Source organism: Rhodobacter maris, from assembly GCF_900217815.1.
In the GTDB taxonomy this organism is placed as follows: domain Bacteria; phylum Pseudomonadota; class Alphaproteobacteria; order Rhodobacterales; family Rhodobacteraceae; genus Rhodobacter; species Rhodobacter maris.
Window position 1 is genome coordinate 1 of record NZ_OBMT01000003.1, and the last position, 16,959, is coordinate 16,959.

A 16,959-nucleotide genomic window follows, 5' to 3' on the forward strand; every position below is an offset into this window, starting at 1 on the left:
CCAATGATCATTCCGGACATATCCAACCACTCCTTCTTCCCGGAGAACCGTTGAAACCAGATTCGACGGTTGGGGTGGGGGTGTCCACATCATCAGATCAACGACAACGCCTGAGCGGAGCGGAACCGGGGCGTGGTTGCGCCGCCGGTGGCTCGATAGATCACGTGCAGGATGCGGGCAGGGGAAGGGATCCGCCCCTGCGCTGATCTATCCGCTTGCGGGGCGGGGAGGGCTGTGCGAGCCTTTCTTGCCCCGCTTTGTTGCGGTTCTTTCAGGAGAAAGCCATGTCCCGTCCCCAAGGATACAGCCGCGCCCAGATCGCCCTGCATTGGGCCGTCGCGGTGCTGATCATTCCGCAATTCCTGTTCAACGATGCCATCGGCGCCGCCTTCGATGCCGCGCAGAAAAACGAGGCGATCGCGTTCAACGCTGCCGCTCCGCTGCATGTGCTCACCGGGCTCACGATCCTCGTTCTGGTGGTCTGGCGCATGGTGCTGCGTTTCACCCGCGGTGCGCCCGCGCCGGTTGCCACCTCGAACCCGATGATGACGAAACTTGCCGCCGCCGTGCAGCACACGATGTATCTTGTGCTGTTGCTGATGGTGGTGAGCGGTGGCGTGACGAAATTCGGCGGGATCGAGCTCGCCGGGAAGGTTCATGGCGCGCTTGCGCTTCTGCTCGGCTTGCTCGTCCTCGTCCATGTCGCGGGCGCGCTGAAGCAGCAATTCGTCGAGAAGACCGGCGTGATCGGCCGGATGATGAAGGCGGCCGACTGAGCCCTCAGCGCGCCAGGAAAGCGGCGATCGCCGCCTCCACCTGGCGCGGCTTCTCGGCATGGAGCCAGTGGCCCGCGCCCTCGATCCCCTGAAAATCCGCGTGCGGGAACAACGCGCGGATTTTTTCATTGTATTCGTCGCGCATATATTCGGAATTGGCGCCGGAAAGGAAGAGCGCCGGGCCCTCGTAAGGCTTGGCGCCCGCTGGGAGCGCGGGCCAGTCGAGAATATCGGGCAGGTTCGCCTGAAGCGCATCGAGGTTGAATTTCCAGCGCACCGGGGCGGCGCGCAGATCGAGCGATTGCAGCAGGAATGCTCGTGTTCCCGGGTCGGTCACGGTCTCTGCAAGCCGCCTGTCGGCCTCGCCGCGCGTAGTCAGATCGTCGATTTTCAGCGCTTTCATTGCCGCGATGAGCCCCCCGTGGGCGGCGCCATGGCGATAGGGCACCGGCGCCATGTCTGCCACCACGAGCCGCTCGACGAGGCCGGGCCGGGTCAGCGCAAGCATCATCGCCGCCTTGCCCCCCATCGAATGACCCAGCAGGTCGCAGGCGCGCCCCTCGGCCTCGATCACCCCGGCGATGTCGGCGGCAAGCTCCGGATAAGTATGGCTTTCGGCCCAGAAGCTCTCGCCATGATTGCGCATATCGAGCGCCAGCACGCGCCGTGCTGCGCTCAGATGTTTGGCGATCACGCCCCAGTTCCGGCCGGAGCCGAACAGGCCGGGGGCGATCAGGAGCGGGGGCAGGGCGGTTTCGGGGCCATGGGCGATCACATGCAGCATGAGCGACATTTAGCGCGGCGCGTGGCGCCCGGCCAGAGCGGCGTTGCGCGGCGGCGGCGGCGCGGCTAGCCTGACGCAGGGGAACGGTCGGGGAGAACCGGATGGAGCCGAAAGAGCTTCAGCGCATGTGCGGGCGCGTCTCGCAGCTTCTGGCCGAGCGGCTGGGCGCGCGCGGGCATTCGCTTTCGGAGCGGATCGCGAGCCGCCACCGCAGCCTGCCGCGCAAGGTGCGCCGCGCGGCGCGCCAGATCGCGGCGGCGGAAGCGATGATCGGCGCGCCGCGGCTTGCGCGCCAACTGGACCCGGTGGCGCTGCGCACGGCCTATCACATCTGCGTGAGTTATCTTGAGCCGCTCGGGGCACCGATGCGGTTTGGCCGACGCCTTCTCGACATCGCCGCCACCGTCGCCTTCGGCCTGATCGTGATGGCCGGGGTCGGTTTCGCCTTCATGCGCTGAAGCAGAAAAGGCCCCCGAAAGGGGGCCTTCGTCTGTGTCGGGCGGCGGTCTCAGAGGTTCGGATAGAGCGGGAATTTCGCGCAGAGCGCCGCCACTTCGGCGCGCACTTCGGCTTCCACCGCGTCATTGCCCTCTTCGCCATTGGCCGCGAGCCCGTCGACCACCTTGATGATCATCCGCGCGATCTGGCGGAATTCTTCTTCCTGGAAGCCGCGCGTGGTGCCCGCCGGGGTGCCAAGGCGGATGCCCGAGGTCACGGTCGGCTTTTCCGGGTCGAAGGGGATACCGTTCTTGTTGCAGGTGATGTGGGCGCGACCGAGCGCCTTGTCGGTGGCGTTGCCCTTCACGCCTTTCGGGCGCAGGTCAACCAGCATCACATGCGTATCGGTGCCGCCGGTGACGATGTCGAGCCCACCCTTCATCAGCTCATCGGCCAGCGCCTGCGCATTGGCGATCACCTGCTTGGCATAGACCTTGAACTCGGGGCGCAAGGCCTCACCGAAGGCCACCGCCTTCGCCGCGATCACATGCATGAGCGGACCGCCCTGAATGCCCGGGAAGATCGCCGAATTGACCTTTTTCGCGATCTCTTCGCTGTTGGTCAGGATCATGCCGCCGCGCGGGCCGCGCAGCGTCTTGTGGGTCGTCGTGGTGGCCACATCGGCATGCGGGAAGGGCGAGGGATGCGCGCCACCGGCCACGAGCCCGGCAAAGTGCGCCATGTCCACCATGAGGTAAGCCCCCACGCTATCGGCAATCTCGCGGAACTTGGCAAAGTCGATCTGGCGCGGGATCGCCGAGCCGCCGGCGATGATCATTTTCGGTTGATGCTCCTTGGCGAGGCGCGCGACCTCGTCATAGTCGATCAGGTTGTCTTGCTGGCGCACACCATATTGCACCGCGTTGAACCATTTGCCCGACTGGTTCGGTGCCGCGCCGTGGGTCAGGTGGCCGCCCGAGGCGAGGTTCATGCCGAGGATCGTGTCGCCGGGTTTCAAAAGCGCGTTGAACACGCCCTGGTTTGCCTGGCTGCCCGAGTTCGGCTGCACGTTGGCGAAAGAGCAGCCGAAAAGTTGGCACGCGCGGTCGATCGCGAGCTGCTCGGCCACGTCAACGAACTGGCAGCCGCCGTAGTAGCGCTTGCCCGGATAGCCCTCGGCATATTTGTTCGTCATCACCGAGCCTTGCGCTTCCATCACCGCCGCCGAGACGATGTTTTCGGAAGCGATCAGCTCGATCTCGTCGCGCTGGCGGCCCAGTTCGTTCCGGATCGCGCCGAACAGTTCGGGGTCACGGGTGGAAAGGCTTTCGGTAAAGAAGCCGGCGTCGCGTTGGGCGGTCATGGGCGTCTCCTGCTGGGGATGGTTGAGGCCCGTTTATCGCAGAATTTCCGGCCCCGAAAGCGCTCAAAGCGACGAACGGGCATTTTGGCGCGGCGCTTTTGTCGCGGTGCGGCGCCGGCAGGATCGGGCCGGGGATCCGGCCTTGTGTTTCCGCGCCCCGCTTGCGACACCTTGGCGGGGCGCGGTGCGAGAGGCCGCGCCAGAGGGGATGGGCATGAACCGGCCAAACCACATTCATTTCGCGGCCTCCTCGGCGCCGAGCGCACAAAAGGCCCGCGCCGAACTCGCCCGGCTCTATGGACAGGCACCGGTCGAGCACGCCGATGTGATCGTGGCGCTCGGCGGAGACGGCTTCATGCTGCATTGTCTGCATGCCGATCGCGGTTTGCCGGTCTATGGCATGAACCGTGGCTCGGTCGGCTTTTTGATGAACGATTACATAGCCGAAGACCTGCCCGAACGGCTTGCGGCAGCGGAAGAGGCACATATAAATCCGCTCGCGATGCGGGCCGAGACGGCCGATGGCGTGTTGCACAAGGCGCTTGCGATCAACGAGGTCTCGCTTCTGCGCGCGGGTCCGCAGGCGGCGAAGCTTCGGATCTCGGTCAATGGCCGGGTGCGGATGGAAGAGCTGATCTCGGATGGTGCGATCGTCTCCACCCCGGCGGGCTCGACCGCCTACAACTATTCCGCCCAGGGGCCGATCCTGCCGATTGGCTCGGATGTGCTCGCGCTCACCGGCATCGCGCCGTTCCGGCCGCGGCGCTGGCAGGGGGCGATCCTGCCTTCCTCGGCGCTGGTGCGCTTTGACGTGCTCGAACCCGGCAAGCGCCCGGTGATGGCCGATGCCGACAGCCGCGGCGTGAAGCCGGTGCGCTGGGTCGAGGTGCGCTCCGAGCCAAAGGTGACGCACCGGATCCTTTTCAACCCGGGCCACGGGCTTGAAGAGCGGCTGATGCGCGAGCAGTTCGCCTGAGGTTTGCCGCAGTCTCTCGGTTCTAGTCTTTCCGCCAGCTTTCGAGCTTGCGGTAAAGCGTCGAAGGCGCCACGCCAAGATCGACCGCGGCGCGCGGCACGGCGCCGTCGTGGCGCGCGAGGGCGGCCTCGATCGCGGCGCGTTCGAGATCGGCGAGGGTGCGCCCGTCGAAGCCCGGCCCTTCCTCGCGCAGGTGCGGATCTTCGGCGTGCGGACCGGAGGGCAGGGCGAAAAGCGGCCCCTCGGGGCAGAGCGCGGCGGGCAGCATCTCCGGGGTCAGGGTTTCGCCTTCATGTGTCACCATTGCCGCGCGCAGCACATTGCCAAGCTGGCGCACATTGCCGGGCCAGTGATAGGAATGCAGGCGCGCCATCGCCTCGGGGGCGATCTGGCGGAAGCTGCGCCGCTCAAGCGCGGCAAAGCGGTGCAGAAAGCTTTCGGCGAGCACTGGAATGTCGTCCCGGCAGATGCGCAAAGGTGGCATAACGAGCGGTACCACCATGAGCCGGTAATAGAGATCCTCGCGCAGCCGACCGGTGCGCACCGCCTCCGATAGCGGAATCGATGAGGTGGCGAGGAGGCGCAGGTTGACGCGCCTTGCCGCTTCTGCGCCGAGCGGGCGCACGATCCCGCCATGCAGGAAGCGCAACAGTTTCGGTTGCAACGCGAGCGGCAATTCACAGATTTCATCGAGCAGGAGCGTGCCGCCATCGGCCAGTTCCGCCGCGCCGAGCCGGTCGGCGATGGCTCCGGCAAAGGCGCCGCGGCGGTGCCCGTAGACTTCGGAGTCGAACTGCTCCGCCGAGATTGCGCCGCAATCGAGGGTGATGAACGGGCCTTGTGCACGGTTGGAGAGCCGGTGAATTGCCAGAGCGGCGAGCTCCTTGCCGGTGCCGGTCTCGCCCTCGATGACGACCGGCGCCATCGAGCGTGCGGCGGCGCGAATGCGGGCATAGACCGCGCGCATCGGTTCCGAAGTGCCGAGAAAATCCCCCAGCGGTTCGTGCGCCCCGGCCGCATGCAACGGCATGGCGCGGTTGGCGGCGCGGCGGGCAGCGTCCACGGCTTCCATCAGCCGGGTCTCGCTGACGGGTTTGACGAGATAGTCGAGCGCCCCGCGGCGGATCGCCGTCACCGTGCGGTCAGTCGAGCGTTCCGCCGCCACGATCACCACCGAGGTTTCCGGCCGCAGCGCGAGAAGGTCGACGAGGAGATCGAGCCCGTCCCGGTCGGGCAGCATCAGATCGAGCAGCACCACCCGCACCGGATGGCGGCAGAAAAGCTCGAGCCCTTCGCCAGCAGTTCCGGTCGAGAGCGTACGATAGCCGGCACGGCGCATGTGGGATTCGTAGATCGTGCGCATCGAGGCGGTGTCCTCGACGATCAGGATGTCGACGGGCGCGAATGCGGTGCCGTTGTCCTCGCTCGCGGCGCTGGTTGCCAGGAGACCCGGTGTCGTGCCTTGGGGCGGCAGGGCCGTGCCGTCGTGGGTCATGTCCGGCCTCCGCCCAGTTCGTGCCGTTTCTGGCGGACATGGGCGATCAGCCGGTCGGTCTGGACGAGCACCGAGCGGCCGATCATTTGCATGGCGGCGGCATCTTGCAGCCGCGCCGCGCGGGCGAGGTCTTCGGCCAGCGCGCGCAACGGCCCGGCACCCAATGATCCGGCGACCGAAATCAGCACATGGGCATCGGCGCAGATCGTGCCCGGATTGCCCTCCGAAAGCCCGGTCACGAGGCCGCGTTCGACCCTTCCAAGATCGTCGAGCACACGCGCAAGCAGATCTTGCGGACCCTCGGGTCCGGAGAGCGGCAAAAGTTTCTCGAATACCTGCACATCCAGAAGCGGCAGCGCTGCGGGCGGAGTGCTGGCCCCGGCGGAGGAGCGGCCGGCGAGCGCGAGGCCGATCGCCTCGGAGAGCGTGTCGATCGTGTCGATCGGCTTGGAGATCATTGCATCTGCTCCGGCGGCAAAGATCGCATCGCGATTGGCGCGCAGCACATAGGCGGTGGCCGCAACGATCGGGAGCCGCGCATGCCGACCGCCTCCGGTGCGCAGGGCACGCATCAGCTCGAGCCCGGAGAGCCGCGGCATCTCGACGTCGATCAGCGCCAGATCGTACCGGTTTTGCTCCAGCCGTTCGAGCGCCGCGACGCCATCATCGGCCGTGTCGCATTCGGCTCCGAGCGTGGTCAGCATATGCGCCAGAAGCGCCCGGTTGAGCGCGGAATCCTCCGCCACCAACACCCGCATCCCGTGCAGATTCGGCCGGTCCTGCGCGATTTGCAGCTCTGCAGGCAGCACCGCCGCGAGCGGGATCGACAGGCGCAGCTCGGCGCCGCCCTCGGGACGGTTGAGAACCTCCAGATCGGCCTCGAGCCGTTCAGCCATCTGTCGGGCGATCAGAAGCCCGAGCCCGTGGCCGCCCGTAGCCGGCAGCCTGCCGCCGCTGCGCAAGGCGTCGAGAAGCGCGGGGGTAAATCCCGGCCCCTCGTCGCAGACCGCAAGGCGCAGCCGCGCCGCGCCGGGGGCGTATTCCGGGGTGGCCGGCACACAGCTCACCATCAGCCGCACCGTGCCCCGGTCGGAATGCCGGATGGCATTCGAAAGCATGTTCGAGAGCACCCGTTCGAGGGCGATCCGGTCAAGCCGGATCTGCATCGGCACATCGGGCGTCATTGCGACCTGAAAACCGAGACCCTTTTCCTGCGCCCGTGCGCGCCAGCGCAGCTCGGTATCGCAGATCAGCCGGGCCAGCGGTACGGTCTGGCGCAATGGGCCGAGCGTCTGGTCGGTAACGATCTCGATCCCTTCCTCGATCAACCGGGCCATGTCCTCGCCCGCGGCGCGCATCCGGTCGAGCTGCAGCCGGGTCTGCGGATCGAGGTCTTGCGTGGGCAGAAGCCGCAGCCCGGCGAGAATATCGGAGACGGCGGCGCGCAGGTCATGCCCCAGAAGCATGATCCGCCCCAGACGCGCCCTGTCTGCGGGGTCCGTGACGTCCCCGGCGATTGCGGATGGTGGAAGGTGTTTGTTCATAATTGCCCCTTGCCAAAGGATTCCGGCACGGTGCGTGCAAATCAAGTGATCCGTAGCGGAAAGCTTAGAAATAAACAAAATGTCACACCCGGCAGGAGACCCTGCCGGGGGCGTCAAAAGGGGCGCGTGCAAGGGCCCGCGCCCGGAGGGATGCGGGCCCCGGACGGGCCCGCTCCGGTTCGGCTCAGGCCGCGGCGGCCGGGAAGCCGATCGTTTTCAGCGCCGCGGCGATCTCGTCGAGGATCGTCGGGTCGTCGATGGTTGCGGGCATCTTGAAGGGCTCGCCATCGGCGATCTTCACCATCGTGCCGCGCAGGATCTTGCCCGAGCGGGTCTTCGGCAGCCGGTCCACCACAACGGCGAGCTTGAAGGCGGCCACCGGGCCGATCTGGTCACGCACCAGATTGACGCATTCCTTGATCACCTGGGCATGCGCCTTGGTGCAGCCCTTGTTGAGGCAGAGGAAGCCCATCGGGAGTTGCCCCTTGAGTTCGTCGGACACGCCGATCACCGCGCATTCGGCCACATCGGGGTGCGAGGCCAGAACCTCTTCCATCGCCCCGGTGGAGAGCCGGTGGCCCGCGACGTTGATCACGTCATCGGTGCGCGCCATGATGTAGACATAGCCGTCTTCGTCGATATAGCCCGCGTCGCCGGTCTCGTAATAGCCCGGGAAGTGGTTGAGGTAGCTCTTCACGAAGCGCTCTTCGGCATTCCAGAGCGTGGGCAGTGTGCCGGGCGGCAGCGGCAGTTTGATCGCGATCGCGCCCAAAGTCCCCGGGGGCACCGGGTGGCCACCCTCGTCGAGCACCTGCACATCATAGCCCGGCATCGCCTTTGTCGGCGAGCCGACCTTGACCGGCAAAAGCTCGATGCCAAGCGGGTTGCCCGCGATCGCCCAGCCGGTTTCGGTTTGCCACCAGTGGTCGATCACCGGCACGCCCAGATGCTCGCGCGCCCAGTTCACCGTGTCCGGGTCGGCCCGTTCGCCGGCGAGGAACAGCGCCTGCATCTCGTGGAGCTTGTAGCGTTTGATATATTCGCCGTTCGGATCTTCGCGGCGGATCGCGCGGAGCGCGGTCGGCGCGGTGAAGAAGCTCTTGATGCGGTGATTCTGAATGATGCGCCAGAACACCCCCGGATGCGGCGTGCCGACGGGCTTGCCCTCGAAGACCACGGTGGTGGCGCCCGCCAGAAGCGGCGCATAGCAGATGTAGCTGTGCCCGACGACCCAGCCCACGTCGGAGGCGGCCCAGAACCGGTCGCCCGCCTCGATGTTGTAGATCGCCTTCATCGACCAGTTCAGCGCCACGAGATGGCCCGCGGTCGCCCGCACCACGCCCTTGGGCGCGCCGGTCGTGCCCGAGGTGTAGAGGATATAGGCCGGGTGGTTGCCATCCACCGGCACGCATTCGGCCGGTTTTACGCCGTACTGGAAGCCGTGCCAGGAGAAGTCCCGGCCCTCGACGAGCTTCGCCACTTCCTGCTCGCGCTGGAAGATCACGCAGAATTCGGGCTTGTGGGTGGCCTGGTCGATCGCGGCATCGAGGAGGGGCTTGTAGTGCACGACGCGGTTCGGCTCGAGGCCGCACGACGCCGCGATGATCGCCTTGGGGGTGCAATCGTCGATCCGCACCGCGAGCTCATGCGCGGCAAAGCCGCCAAACACCACCGAATGGATCGCGCCGATCCGGGCACAGGCGAGCATCGCCTCGAGCGCCTCGGGGATCATCGGCATGTAAATGATGACGCGGTCGCCCTTTTCCACGCCACGCATGCGCAGCGCGCCGGCCAGGCTCGACACCCGCGCCTTCAGTTCCTTGTAGGTGATCCCCTTCGTCGCATGGGTGATCGGGCTTTCGTGCATGATCGCGATCTGGTCGCCCCGGCCCGCCTCGACATGACGGTCAATGGCGTTCCAGCAGGTGTTCACCTTGGCATCGGCAAACCACTCGCCGGCCGGACCCTGCTCGAAGAAGGCTTTCGACGGCGGCTCGACCCAGTCGATCCCCTTTGCCGCTTCCATCCAGAATCCTTCCGGATCGGCTTTCCACGCGCCATAGACCTCATTGTATCCCATGGTATCCTCCCTCCTCACTTGCAAGCTTGTTATTCAGACAGAAAGATTTGTGCAAGATTGTTACCGTCGCAGGGGCGGAGACCGGCCGAAAATTTGCAGAAACCTGCCAATTCTTGGGCGCAAATTTTTGCAAAGAGTGCAAAAGTTTTCCAGTTTGGTAGTGGATATGTGGATTTTGCAAATTTTCTTCAGTTTGCAAATCTTCGCAGCCTTCTGCGGCCGTCCCGGTGTTCTGCTGCCCGGGGCGCGGAGGGGGCGGGGCGAGTCGGGATCCTGTCCGCCCCTTGCGCCCCCCTTGCGCCTGTCTCGCGCGCGGCGCAGGATCGGCCGGATGAACGACTTCCGGAGGCTTTGCCGATGACTGTGCTCGATGCGGCGCGCGCCGTGCGCGAAAACGCCTATGCCCCCTATTCCAAATTCAAGGTCGGCGCGGCGGTACGCGGGGCCTCCGGCACGATCTACTGCGGCGTGAACGTGGAAAACGTGGCCTATCCGGAAGGCACCTGCGCCGAAGCGGGGGCGCTTGCCGCGATGGTGGCGGCGGGGGAGACCCGGATTGTCGAGGTCGCGGTGATCGCCGACAGCCCCGCACCGGTGCCGCCCTGCGGTGGTTGCCGCCAGAAGCTTGCCGAATTCGGCGGCGCTGATGTGCCGGTGGTACTGGCCACCACCGCGGGGGCGGAGCGCCACACTACGGTCGGCGATCTGCTGCCCGGTCGATTCGACGCTAGCCACATGGACAACGCTTGATGGACGCCCGCTCGATCATCATGGCGGTGCGCGATGGCGCAGGCCTCGCCCCCGAGGCGGCGGCCTGGTTTGCCCGCGGGCTTGCCGATGGAACGGTTTCCGATGCGCAGGCGGGGGCCTTTGCCATGGCGGTGCTTTGCCGCGGCATCGGCGCCGCGGGACGGGTGGCGCTGACCGAGGCGATGCGCGACTCGGGGCAGGTGCTCGCCTGGGATCTGCCCGGCCCGGTGCTCGACAAGCATTCGACCGGCGGCATCGGCGATTCAGTCTCTCTGCTTCTTGCGCCCGCGCTTGCCGCCTGCGGCGTCTATGTGCCGATGATTTCCGGGCGCGGCCTTGGCCATACCGGCGGCACGCTCGACAAGATGGAGGTGATTCCGGGCTACAAGGCGCTGCCGGGAACCGCCGTCTTGCAAAAAGTGGTGGCGGAGGTCGGCTGCGCCATCGTCGGCGCCACCAACGAGATCGCCCCCGCCGACCGTCGCCTGTACGGCATTCGCGACATCTCCGGCACGGTCGAGAGCATCGACCTGATCACCGCTTCGATCCTTTCAAAAAAGCTCGCCGCCGGGCTCGGTGCGCTGGTGCTCGATGTCAAAGTCGGCTCGGGCGCCTTCATGGTGGAAATGGAGGATGCAAAAGCACTCGCCGAAAGCCTCGTGCGCACTGCCAATGATGCGGGCTGCCACGCCTCGGCACTGATCACCGACATGAGCCAGAGCCTCGGCCATTCGGCGGGCAATGCGCTCGAAGTGCTGGAAGTCATGGAAACTCTCACCGGCTCCTCGGTCAACGAGGCGCTCTGGGATGTGACGGCGGCGCTCGGGGGCGAATTGCTCTGCCTTGCGGGCAAGGCGCGCTCGCTCGACGAGGGCGCCGAGCAGATCGACGCGGCGATCGAGACCGGCCGTGCGGCGGAAAAGTTCGGGCAGATGGTGGCGGCGCTGGGCGGACCTTTCGATTTTGTCGAGCGCTTCCCGGATCGTCTGCCCGCCGCGCCGGTCATTGTACCGGTGGCCGCTCCTCGGCGCGGCCATGTCGCGCAGGTCGACGCCCGTGCATTGGGGGAGGCAGTGGTGAGGCTTGGTGGCGGGCGGCTGGTCGCGACCGACCGCATCAACCCCTCGGTCGGGCTCTCGGGGCTCGCCGCGATTGGCGAGGAGGTTGATCCGGGCGAGGTGCTCTGCCTCGTTCACGCTCCCGATGCCGCCCGTGCTGAACGCGCCGCGGCCATGGTGCAGGCGGCCTATGTGATCTCGGAAGAGCCGCCCGAGGAGCCGCCGCTGATCCACGGACGCATCGGCCCGGAGGATCTCCCATGAAGCCGCGCGCCTTCCTGATCGTGATGGATTCGGTGGGGATCGGCGGAGCCCCGGATGCCGGGAGTTTCTTCAACGACGGGGTTCCCGACACCGGCGCCAATACGCTCGCCCATATCGCGGCGGCCTGCGCGGCGGGCCGCGCCGAAGAGGGGCGCTCGGGCCCGCTGACACTTCCCCATCTCGATGCTCTGGGGCTCGGGGCGGCCGTGGAACTTGCCTCCGGCATCCGCCCCGCCGGGCTGGGCGCGGTGCCGCAGGGGCTCTGGGGCGCAGCCAGCGAAATCTCGCGCGGGAAGGACACGCCATCCGGTCATTGGGAGCTTGCGGGCGTGCCGGTGCCCTGGGACTGGCATTATTTCAGCGCAACCGAAAACAGTTTCCCGCCAGATCTGGTCGCGGCCGTGGCCCGTGCCGCCGGGACCGAGGGTATCCTCGGCAATTGCCATGCGCCCGGTACGGCGATCATCGAACGGCTGGGGGCCGAGCATCTGCGCACCGGCTGGCCGATCTGCTACACCTCGGCGGACAGCGTGTTCCAGATCGCCGCGCATGAAGAGGCTTTCGGGCTCGACCGGCTGCTGGATCTGTGCCGCGCCATCGCACCGCGGCTCCATGCCATGAACGTGGGCCGGGTGATCGCGCGCCCCTTCACCGGGGCGCCCGGCGGCTTCACCCGCACGCCGAACCGGCGCGATTTCGCGATCGAACCGCCCGCGCCCACGCTTCTGGACTGGGCCGAGGCGGCAGGGCGCACCACCCATGCGATCGGCAAGATCGGCGACATTTTCTCTCATCGCGGCATCACCCATCTGCACAAGGGCAAGGGAGACGCCGATCTGATGGAGCATCTGGTCCAGCTCGGCAATGAGGCCGAGCCGGGCAGCCTCACCTTCGCCAATTTCGTGGAATTCGACAGTCTTTACGGGCATCGTCGCGATGTTTCGGGCTATGCCCGCGCGCTGGAGTGGTTCGACACGGCGCTTGGCCGCTTCCTGCCCAGATTGCGCCGGGGCGATCTTGCGCTTTTAACGGCCGATCACGGCAACGACCCCACATGGGCTGGCACCGACCATACCCGCGAGCGGGTGCCGGTGCTCGGTCACGGGCTCGGCTTGCGCCCCGTGGGGCAGGTGGCCTATGCCGATGTCGGCGCCTCCGTTGCCGCCCATCTGGGCCTCACGCCGCCCGGCCCGGGCCGCAGTTTTCTCTGAAAGGACACCTCATGGATGACCAGGTCACCGTCGTCGACCATCCGCTCGTGCAGCACAAGCTGACGTTGATGCGCGAGAAGGACACCTCCACCGCCTCTTTCCGCCAGCTCCTGCGCGAGATCTCGCTTCTGCTGGCCTATGAGGTCACCCGCGGCCTCGACCTGACCACCAAGCGCATCGAGACGCCGCTGTGCGAAATGGATGCGCCGATCCTCGAAGGCAAGAAGCTTGCGCTCATCTCGATCCTGCGGGCGGGCAACGGGCTGCTGGACGGGATCCTTGAGCTGATCCCGGCGGCGCGGGTCGGTTTTGTCGGCCTCTACCGCGATCCGGAGACGCTGCAGCCGGTGCAGTATTACTGCAAGGTGCCCGCCGAGCTGGAAGACCGCACCGTGATCGTTGTCGATCCGATGCTCGCCACGGGCAATTCTTCGGCGGCCGCCGTGCAGCTGATGAAGGAGAAGGGGGCGAAGAACATCCGCTTCCTGTGCCTGCTCGCGGCACCCGAGGGCATCGCGCGGATGCGCGCGGCACATCCCGATGTGCCGATCGTGACGGCGGCGATCGACAGCCACCTCAACGACCATGGCTATATCGTGCCGGGTCTAGGGGATGCGGGTGACCGCATGTTTGGCACCAAATAAGCCATTTTCGAACCGCTTTTCCCTTTACTCGCTGCCAATCCTGCTGCATTTTTTGTAAAAAGGTCATGGGGGGCGAGATGCGGCGCTATGGAGTGTTTGTGGCGGCGACGGTTCTTGTCGCCGTCTGTGCAGGCTCGGCCGCCCGGGCTGATTTCAAGCTGAACGGGCCGGCCGAAGTTCCGCCCGCGAGCTACAAGGGCCGCCAATATGTCGACAGCGCCGGCTGCGTGTTTGTCCGCGCTGGTTATGGCGATGTGGTGAACTGGGTGCCCCGCGTCGGCCGCAACCGCCAGCAGCTCTGCGGCTATCAGCCGAGCCTCGGGGCGGACGCGCCGGTGCTCGACGTGGCGCGGTCCGCCGCGCCCGACCCTGCGCCCGGTCCGGCACAAGTCATGGCAGCGCCGACTCCGCAGCTCGCCCCAGTTGCCGTTCCGGCGAGAGGCTCCGTTGCGGCGCTCCCGCCCTCGCCCTCGCCCTCGCCGGCGCCCGACCCCACGATCATTTCCGGGACCGCGCCATCACCTGCCCGGCCCGCCTCGCCATTCGCCCCCACGCCTTTCGTCGGCAAGCCGATGGAAACCGTCGCGCTGACAGAGACCTCGCCGCAGATCCGCCGCGCCGTGCCGCCCGCGCCACGGGCGGTGCAAACGCGCACGGTTGCGGCTTTGCCTGCGCCGATGTCGGCCGCGCCGGCCACCCGCTATGTTTCGCCCTATGTTGCGGGCGCAATCGGTGCTCCGGTCCCCCCGGCCACGACGGTGCGCTATCACAACCCGGTGCCACTGCCCGGCATCGCGACCCCTGCGACGATCCTGTCAAGCGAGGCCGTTGCCCCGGGGGCCACGGCCTGCCCGGCGGGAACGGTGAGTGCGCAGCGCTACCGGCTTTCGGATGGCCGCAGCGTGGTGCGTTGTGGCGCGCAAACGGCCGATCCGGTCGGCTTCATAAACGCCGCTGCGGTGCCCGGCCTGCGTGTCGGCGCCACTCCGAGCGGCTATGTTTCGCCCTATGTCTCGGTCACCGGCGGCACGGGTCATGTCGCGGCGCCGCAGCCAATGCCGGGTGGGGTCAGCAGTTCGGGCAATCCGCTTGTTCCCGAGGCCGTGCTGGTGCGCAGCCCCACCGGCCAGATCACGCTGGCGCCGGTGATCGTGACCTCGAAAGCGGGGCGGACCGGCTACAAGCCTGCGTTCGAGGATGGTCGGTTGAATCCGTTCCGCGGTCCGCGCAGCCTTGAGGGCGATGCCGAACAAGGCATGCTCTGGACCAATCAGGTGCCGTCACGGCAGGTCAGCGCGAAAACGCCCGATCGGTTGCGGATCGTGCCGCCGCCGATTGCTGCGGCCCCGGCGCGGATCTCGTCGAAATCGGTGCCTGAGGCGGCGCCTGGCGCACCGCGCTATGTGCAGGTGGGCAGTTTCGGCGTGCCGGAGAATGCCGCGGAGGCGCGGGCGCGGCTTGCGGCGGCCGGGCTTCCGGTTGCCGGAGCGACCACGCCGCGCGGGCTTGCGGTGGTTCTTGCAGGCCCCTTCGCCGATGCGCGAACGGCGCTTGGCGCGGTGCGCGCGGCAGGGTTTGGCGGGGCGGTCCTGCGGCGCTGATCCCCGCCGCAAGGCCCTAGGAGCAGATATCCTTCAGCGCGAGCCACGCAGCGTCGGGCAGCACCGGTTCGGGCGCAGGCGCGCCCCGGAACGGATCGGCCTCGATCAGGCTCAACACGGTCTCCCCGCTCGGGTCGAGCGCATAGGCATAGGGGGTGGATGCCACGCCCGCCGTCTTGAAGGCCGCGAGCAGCGCATCGGTCTCGGTGGGGCGCTGCGGCAGGGCCACGGGCGTTGCGATCAGCGCAGCGCCATAGCCAGTGATCTCGCGCGCGGGCAGATCGCCGGTGACCAGAAGCCGGAGCGCCGCGCCCGCCCCGGCCCAGGCCAGAAATGCATGCACCGGCGCCTCGCCCGTCTGCGCCGCTTGCGCCACGAGGATCGCGCCCGCCGCCACTTCGGGCGTATCGAGGCCGATCAGCGTATCTTGCCCCAGTGCCACCACGCCGCCGGGCAGGATCCGCGCGCCGCCAAGCCGATGCGGCAGAACCGCGATCTGTGCGACCCCGCCGAGCCGGTCGGCGAGCGCCTCAAGCGCCAGATCTCCCGCGCTCGAATGACAGGCGACCCCGGTCGAGCGTTCGAGATCGGCCAGCACCATGCGCCCGATCTCCTCACGTTTGGGGGCGGGCAGAACCCGCGCCGCTTGCTCCACCAATGCGCCCGGAAGCCACAGCAGCAGACCGAAAAGCGCCACGGCCCCGGTGCCGATCCAGCCGATGCGTCGCAACCGGCCCGGATGCGGCCGGTGCGCCTCGATCATCGCCTGCACCTTCTCGATCGCCTCGACCATCGTCTCGTCTGTGATCTCAAGTTCTTCGCCCGGATCTTCGGAGGGCGCGAAAAGCGCGGGCCGGGTGCCCGGGTTGCGCCGCACCAGGGCCGCGAGCGACCAATGCGCGAGCGCCGCGCTGGAACGGTCATCGGAGATCACGAGCGAGGTATTGCCGAACGAAACGATCACTTCCCGCCGCTGCGCTTGCGGCGTTTCCCGCCACAGGCCGGGGGCTTCAAGCCTTTCATATTGGGGCAGGGCGGTCATGCTCTAGGATTTGGGTCCGGCTGGGGTCTGGCCACAAAGAATAGCGGAAGGCGGGCGGGGGTCAATCCGCCATGGATCGGATCGCGAGGCCTCGCCATCGCGGCGCCCGCTCGGTAGAGTCGCGTCATGATCGTTTCTCCGGGCCGACGCTACATCTTCGTGCATATCCCCAAGACCGGCGGCACCGCGCTGGCCGCGGCGCTGGAAGCGCGCGCCATGGCCGACGACCTTCTGGTCGGCGACACCGAGAAGGCGCGCCGCCGCAAGGGGCGGCTGAAAGGGGTCGCAACGGCGGGGCGGCTGTGGAAACATGCGACCCTTGCCGACGGTATCGGGCTTTATACCGAAGCCGAGGCGCGGGCGTGGTTCACCTTCACGCTGGTGCGCAACCCCTGGGACCGGATGGTGAGCTATTATCACTGGCTCAGGGAGCAGAGCTTTGCCCATCCGGCGGTGACGCTGGCGAAAGCGCTCGAATTCGTCCCGTTCGTCACCCATCCCGAGACCGCCGCAACGATCGCGCAATGGCCTTCTGCGCGCTATCTTGCGCTTGCTGGGGAGGCGGTGCCGGGCGCACATTTCCTGCGCCTTGAGCATTTCGCGGAAGATGTGGCGCCGCTCGAGATGCATCTGGGGTTTCGTCTCGCGCCGCTTGCGAGGCTCAATGCCTCGCCGCGCGGGCGCGACTGGCGCCCCTATTACAGCGATGCCGCCGCCACCGCCGTGGCCCGATTCGCTGCGGCAGATATCGCGCAGTTTCACTATTCTTTCGACTAGGTTTACGCGATCCGTCTGATACCGAGCCGGGGCTGCAACAATGCGCGTTTCTGCGGCTGACCGAGCCTCTTCGGGCATCAATGCCGTTTTCGTGCCGCAAAGCTGCCCCGGAAACTTCCCGGACCTCCCTCGCAATGGAGAGATGCAAACCTCCGG

The 16,959-nt window shown here is 67.1% G+C and carries 15 protein-coding genes; 9 read left to right on the forward strand and 6 right to left on the reverse strand.

The features are described 5' to 3' along the window. The first annotated feature begins 284 nt into the window (after nucleotides 1-284). On the forward strand, nucleotides 285-776 hold the full coding sequence (locus CRO22_RS05965) for a cytochrome b (RefSeq protein WP_097069229.1): 492 nt from the start codon (nucleotides 285-287) through the stop codon (nucleotides 774-776). Nucleotides 777-780: 4 nt separating this feature from the next. Here the strand turns inward: CRO22_RS05965 and CRO22_RS05970 are convergent, their stop codons facing one another. Continuing rightward, nucleotides 781-1,560: an alpha/beta fold hydrolase gene (locus CRO22_RS05970; protein ID WP_097069557.1), complete on the reverse strand. Its 780-nt coding sequence runs from the start codon at nucleotides 1,558-1,560 to the stop codon at nucleotides 781-783. Nucleotides 1,561-1,661: 101 nt separating this feature from the next. Between CRO22_RS05970 and CRO22_RS05975 the strand changes: the two genes are divergently transcribed. Then, entirely contained in the window at nucleotides 1,662-2,018 is a 357-nt protein-coding gene (locus CRO22_RS05975) for a hypothetical protein (RefSeq protein WP_097069230.1), read from the forward strand. Nucleotides 2,019-2,068: 50 nt separating this feature from the next. On the opposite strand, the gene glyA is transcribed toward CRO22_RS05975, so the two are convergent. Further along, on the reverse strand, nucleotides 2,069-3,361 hold the full coding sequence (gene glyA / locus CRO22_RS05980) for a serine hydroxymethyltransferase (protein ID WP_097069231.1): 1,293 nt from the start codon (nucleotides 3,359-3,361) through the stop codon (nucleotides 2,069-2,071). Nucleotides 3,362-3,575: 214 nt separating this feature from the next. Here glyA and CRO22_RS05985 point away from each other — a divergent pair, with 214 nt between their 5' ends. Beyond that, nucleotides 3,576-4,337 (forward strand): NAD kinase, encoded by a 762-nt coding sequence (locus CRO22_RS05985; RefSeq protein ID WP_097069558.1) that lies wholly within the window; start codon nucleotides 3,576-3,578, stop codon nucleotides 4,335-4,337. Between the two features lie 22 nt (nucleotides 4,338-4,359). Here the strand turns inward: CRO22_RS05985 and CRO22_RS05990 are convergent, their stop codons facing one another. From CRO22_RS05990 to CRO22_RS06000, 3 genes are all read right to left on the reverse strand, one after another. Beyond that, the gene (locus CRO22_RS05990; protein ID WP_097069232.1) at nucleotides 4,360-5,832 is read right to left on the reverse strand and encodes a sigma-54-dependent transcriptional regulator; all 1,473 of its coding nucleotides are present in this window, start codon (nucleotides 5,830-5,832) and stop codon (nucleotides 4,360-4,362) included. Beyond that, nucleotides 5,829-7,376 carry a response regulator gene (locus CRO22_RS05995; protein WP_097069233.1) on the reverse strand — a complete coding sequence of 516 codons (1,548 nt, stop codon included), beginning with the start codon at nucleotides 7,374-7,376 and terminating at the stop codon, nucleotides 5,829-5,831. Before CRO22_RS05995 ends, CRO22_RS05990 begins: the two co-directional genes overlap by 4 nt. Nucleotides 7,377-7,560: 184 nt before the next feature. After that, entirely contained in the window at nucleotides 7,561-9,456 is a 1,896-nt protein-coding gene (locus tag CRO22_RS06000; protein ID WP_097069234.1) for a propionyl-CoA synthetase, read from the reverse strand. Between the two features lie 357 nt (nucleotides 9,457-9,813). Here CRO22_RS06000 and CRO22_RS06005 point away from each other — a divergent pair, with 357 nt between their 5' ends. The 5 genes from CRO22_RS06005 to CRO22_RS06025 all read left to right on the forward strand — a co-directional run bounded on the left by CRO22_RS06005 (nucleotide 9,814) and on the right by CRO22_RS06025 (nucleotide 14,984). Next, a complete protein-coding gene (locus CRO22_RS06005) occupies nucleotides 9,814-10,206 on the forward strand; it encodes a cytidine deaminase (protein WP_097069235.1) in 393 nt (130 codons plus the stop codon). Then, nucleotides 10,206-11,528, forward strand: a complete 1,323-nt coding sequence (locus CRO22_RS06010) for a thymidine phosphorylase (RefSeq protein ID WP_097069236.1) — start codon at nucleotides 10,206-10,208, stop codon at nucleotides 11,526-11,528. The genes CRO22_RS06005 and CRO22_RS06010 overlap by 1 nt, the downstream gene beginning before the upstream one ends. Continuing rightward, a complete protein-coding gene (locus tag CRO22_RS06015) occupies nucleotides 11,525-12,739 on the forward strand; it encodes a phosphopentomutase (protein WP_097069237.1) in 1,215 nt (404 codons plus the stop codon). The genes CRO22_RS06010 and CRO22_RS06015 overlap by 4 nt, the downstream gene beginning before the upstream one ends. Before the next feature lie 11 nt (nucleotides 12,740-12,750). Beyond that, entirely contained in the window at nucleotides 12,751-13,383 is a 633-nt protein-coding gene (upp, locus tag CRO22_RS06020) for a uracil phosphoribosyltransferase (protein ID WP_097069238.1), read from the forward strand. 77 nt (nucleotides 13,384-13,460) lie between these two features. Then, nucleotides 13,461-14,984 carry an SPOR domain-containing protein gene (locus tag CRO22_RS06025; RefSeq protein WP_141399419.1) on the forward strand — a complete coding sequence of 508 codons (1,524 nt, stop codon included), beginning with the start codon at nucleotides 13,461-13,463 and terminating at the stop codon, nucleotides 14,982-14,984. Between the two features lie 16 nt (nucleotides 14,985-15,000). Here CRO22_RS06025 and CRO22_RS06030 read toward each other — a convergent pair whose 3' ends face one another. Then, a complete protein-coding gene (locus CRO22_RS06030; RefSeq protein WP_097069240.1) occupies nucleotides 15,001-16,026 on the reverse strand; it encodes a hypothetical protein in 1,026 nt (341 codons plus the stop codon). A gap of 126 nt (nucleotides 16,027-16,152) precedes the next feature. Between CRO22_RS06030 and CRO22_RS06035 the strand changes: the two genes are divergently transcribed. Further along, a complete protein-coding gene (locus CRO22_RS06035; RefSeq protein ID WP_097069241.1) occupies nucleotides 16,153-16,803 on the forward strand; it encodes a sulfotransferase family 2 domain-containing protein in 651 nt (216 codons plus the stop codon). Nucleotides 16,804-16,959 lie beyond the last annotated feature (156 nt).

What these genes read in the sequence shown, in the direction of transcription:
- CRO22_RS05965 (WP_097069229.1), top strand. Translation starts at nt 285, where the DNA reads ATGTCCCGTCCCCAAGGATACAGCCGCGCCCAGATCGCCCTGCATTGG.
- CRO22_RS05970 (WP_097069557.1), bottom strand. Translation starts at nt 1,560, where the DNA reads ATGCTGCATGTGATCGCCCATGGCCCCGAAACCGCCCTGCCCCCGCTC.
- CRO22_RS05975 (WP_097069230.1), top strand. Translation starts at nt 1,662, where the DNA reads ATGGAGCCGAAAGAGCTTCAGCGCATGTGCGGGCGCGTCTCGCAGCTT.
- glyA (WP_097069231.1), bottom strand. Translation starts at nt 3,361, where the DNA reads ATGACCGCCCAACGCGACGCCGGCTTCTTTACCGAAAGCCTTTCCACC.
- CRO22_RS05985 (WP_097069558.1), top strand. Translation starts at nt 3,576, where the DNA reads ATGAACCGGCCAAACCACATTCATTTCGCGGCCTCCTCGGCGCCGAGC.
- CRO22_RS05990 (WP_097069232.1), bottom strand. Translation starts at nt 5,832, where the DNA reads ATGACCCACGACGGCACGGCCCTGCCGCCCCAAGGCACGACACCGGGT.
- CRO22_RS05995 (WP_097069233.1), bottom strand. Translation starts at nt 7,376, where the DNA reads ATGAACAAACACCTTCCACCATCCGCAATCGCCGGGGACGTCACGGAC.
- CRO22_RS06000 (WP_097069234.1), bottom strand. Translation starts at nt 9,456, where the DNA reads ATGGGATACAATGAGGTCTATGGCGCGTGGAAAGCCGATCCGGAAGGA.
- CRO22_RS06005 (WP_097069235.1), top strand. Translation starts at nt 9,814, where the DNA reads ATGACTGTGCTCGATGCGGCGCGCGCCGTGCGCGAAAACGCCTATGCC.
- CRO22_RS06010 (WP_097069236.1), top strand. Translation starts at nt 10,206, where the DNA reads ATGGACGCCCGCTCGATCATCATGGCGGTGCGCGATGGCGCAGGCCTC.
- CRO22_RS06015 (WP_097069237.1), top strand. Translation starts at nt 11,525, where the DNA reads ATGAAGCCGCGCGCCTTCCTGATCGTGATGGATTCGGTGGGGATCGGC.
- upp (WP_097069238.1), top strand. Translation starts at nt 12,751, where the DNA reads ATGGATGACCAGGTCACCGTCGTCGACCATCCGCTCGTGCAGCACAAG.
- CRO22_RS06025 (WP_141399419.1), top strand. Translation starts at nt 13,461, where the DNA reads ATGCGGCGCTATGGAGTGTTTGTGGCGGCGACGGTTCTTGTCGCCGTC.
- CRO22_RS06030 (WP_097069240.1), bottom strand. Translation starts at nt 16,026, where the DNA reads ATGACCGCCCTGCCCCAATATGAAAGGCTTGAAGCCCCCGGCCTGTGG.
- CRO22_RS06035 (WP_097069241.1), top strand. Translation starts at nt 16,153, where the DNA reads ATGATCGTTTCTCCGGGCCGACGCTACATCTTCGTGCATATCCCCAAG.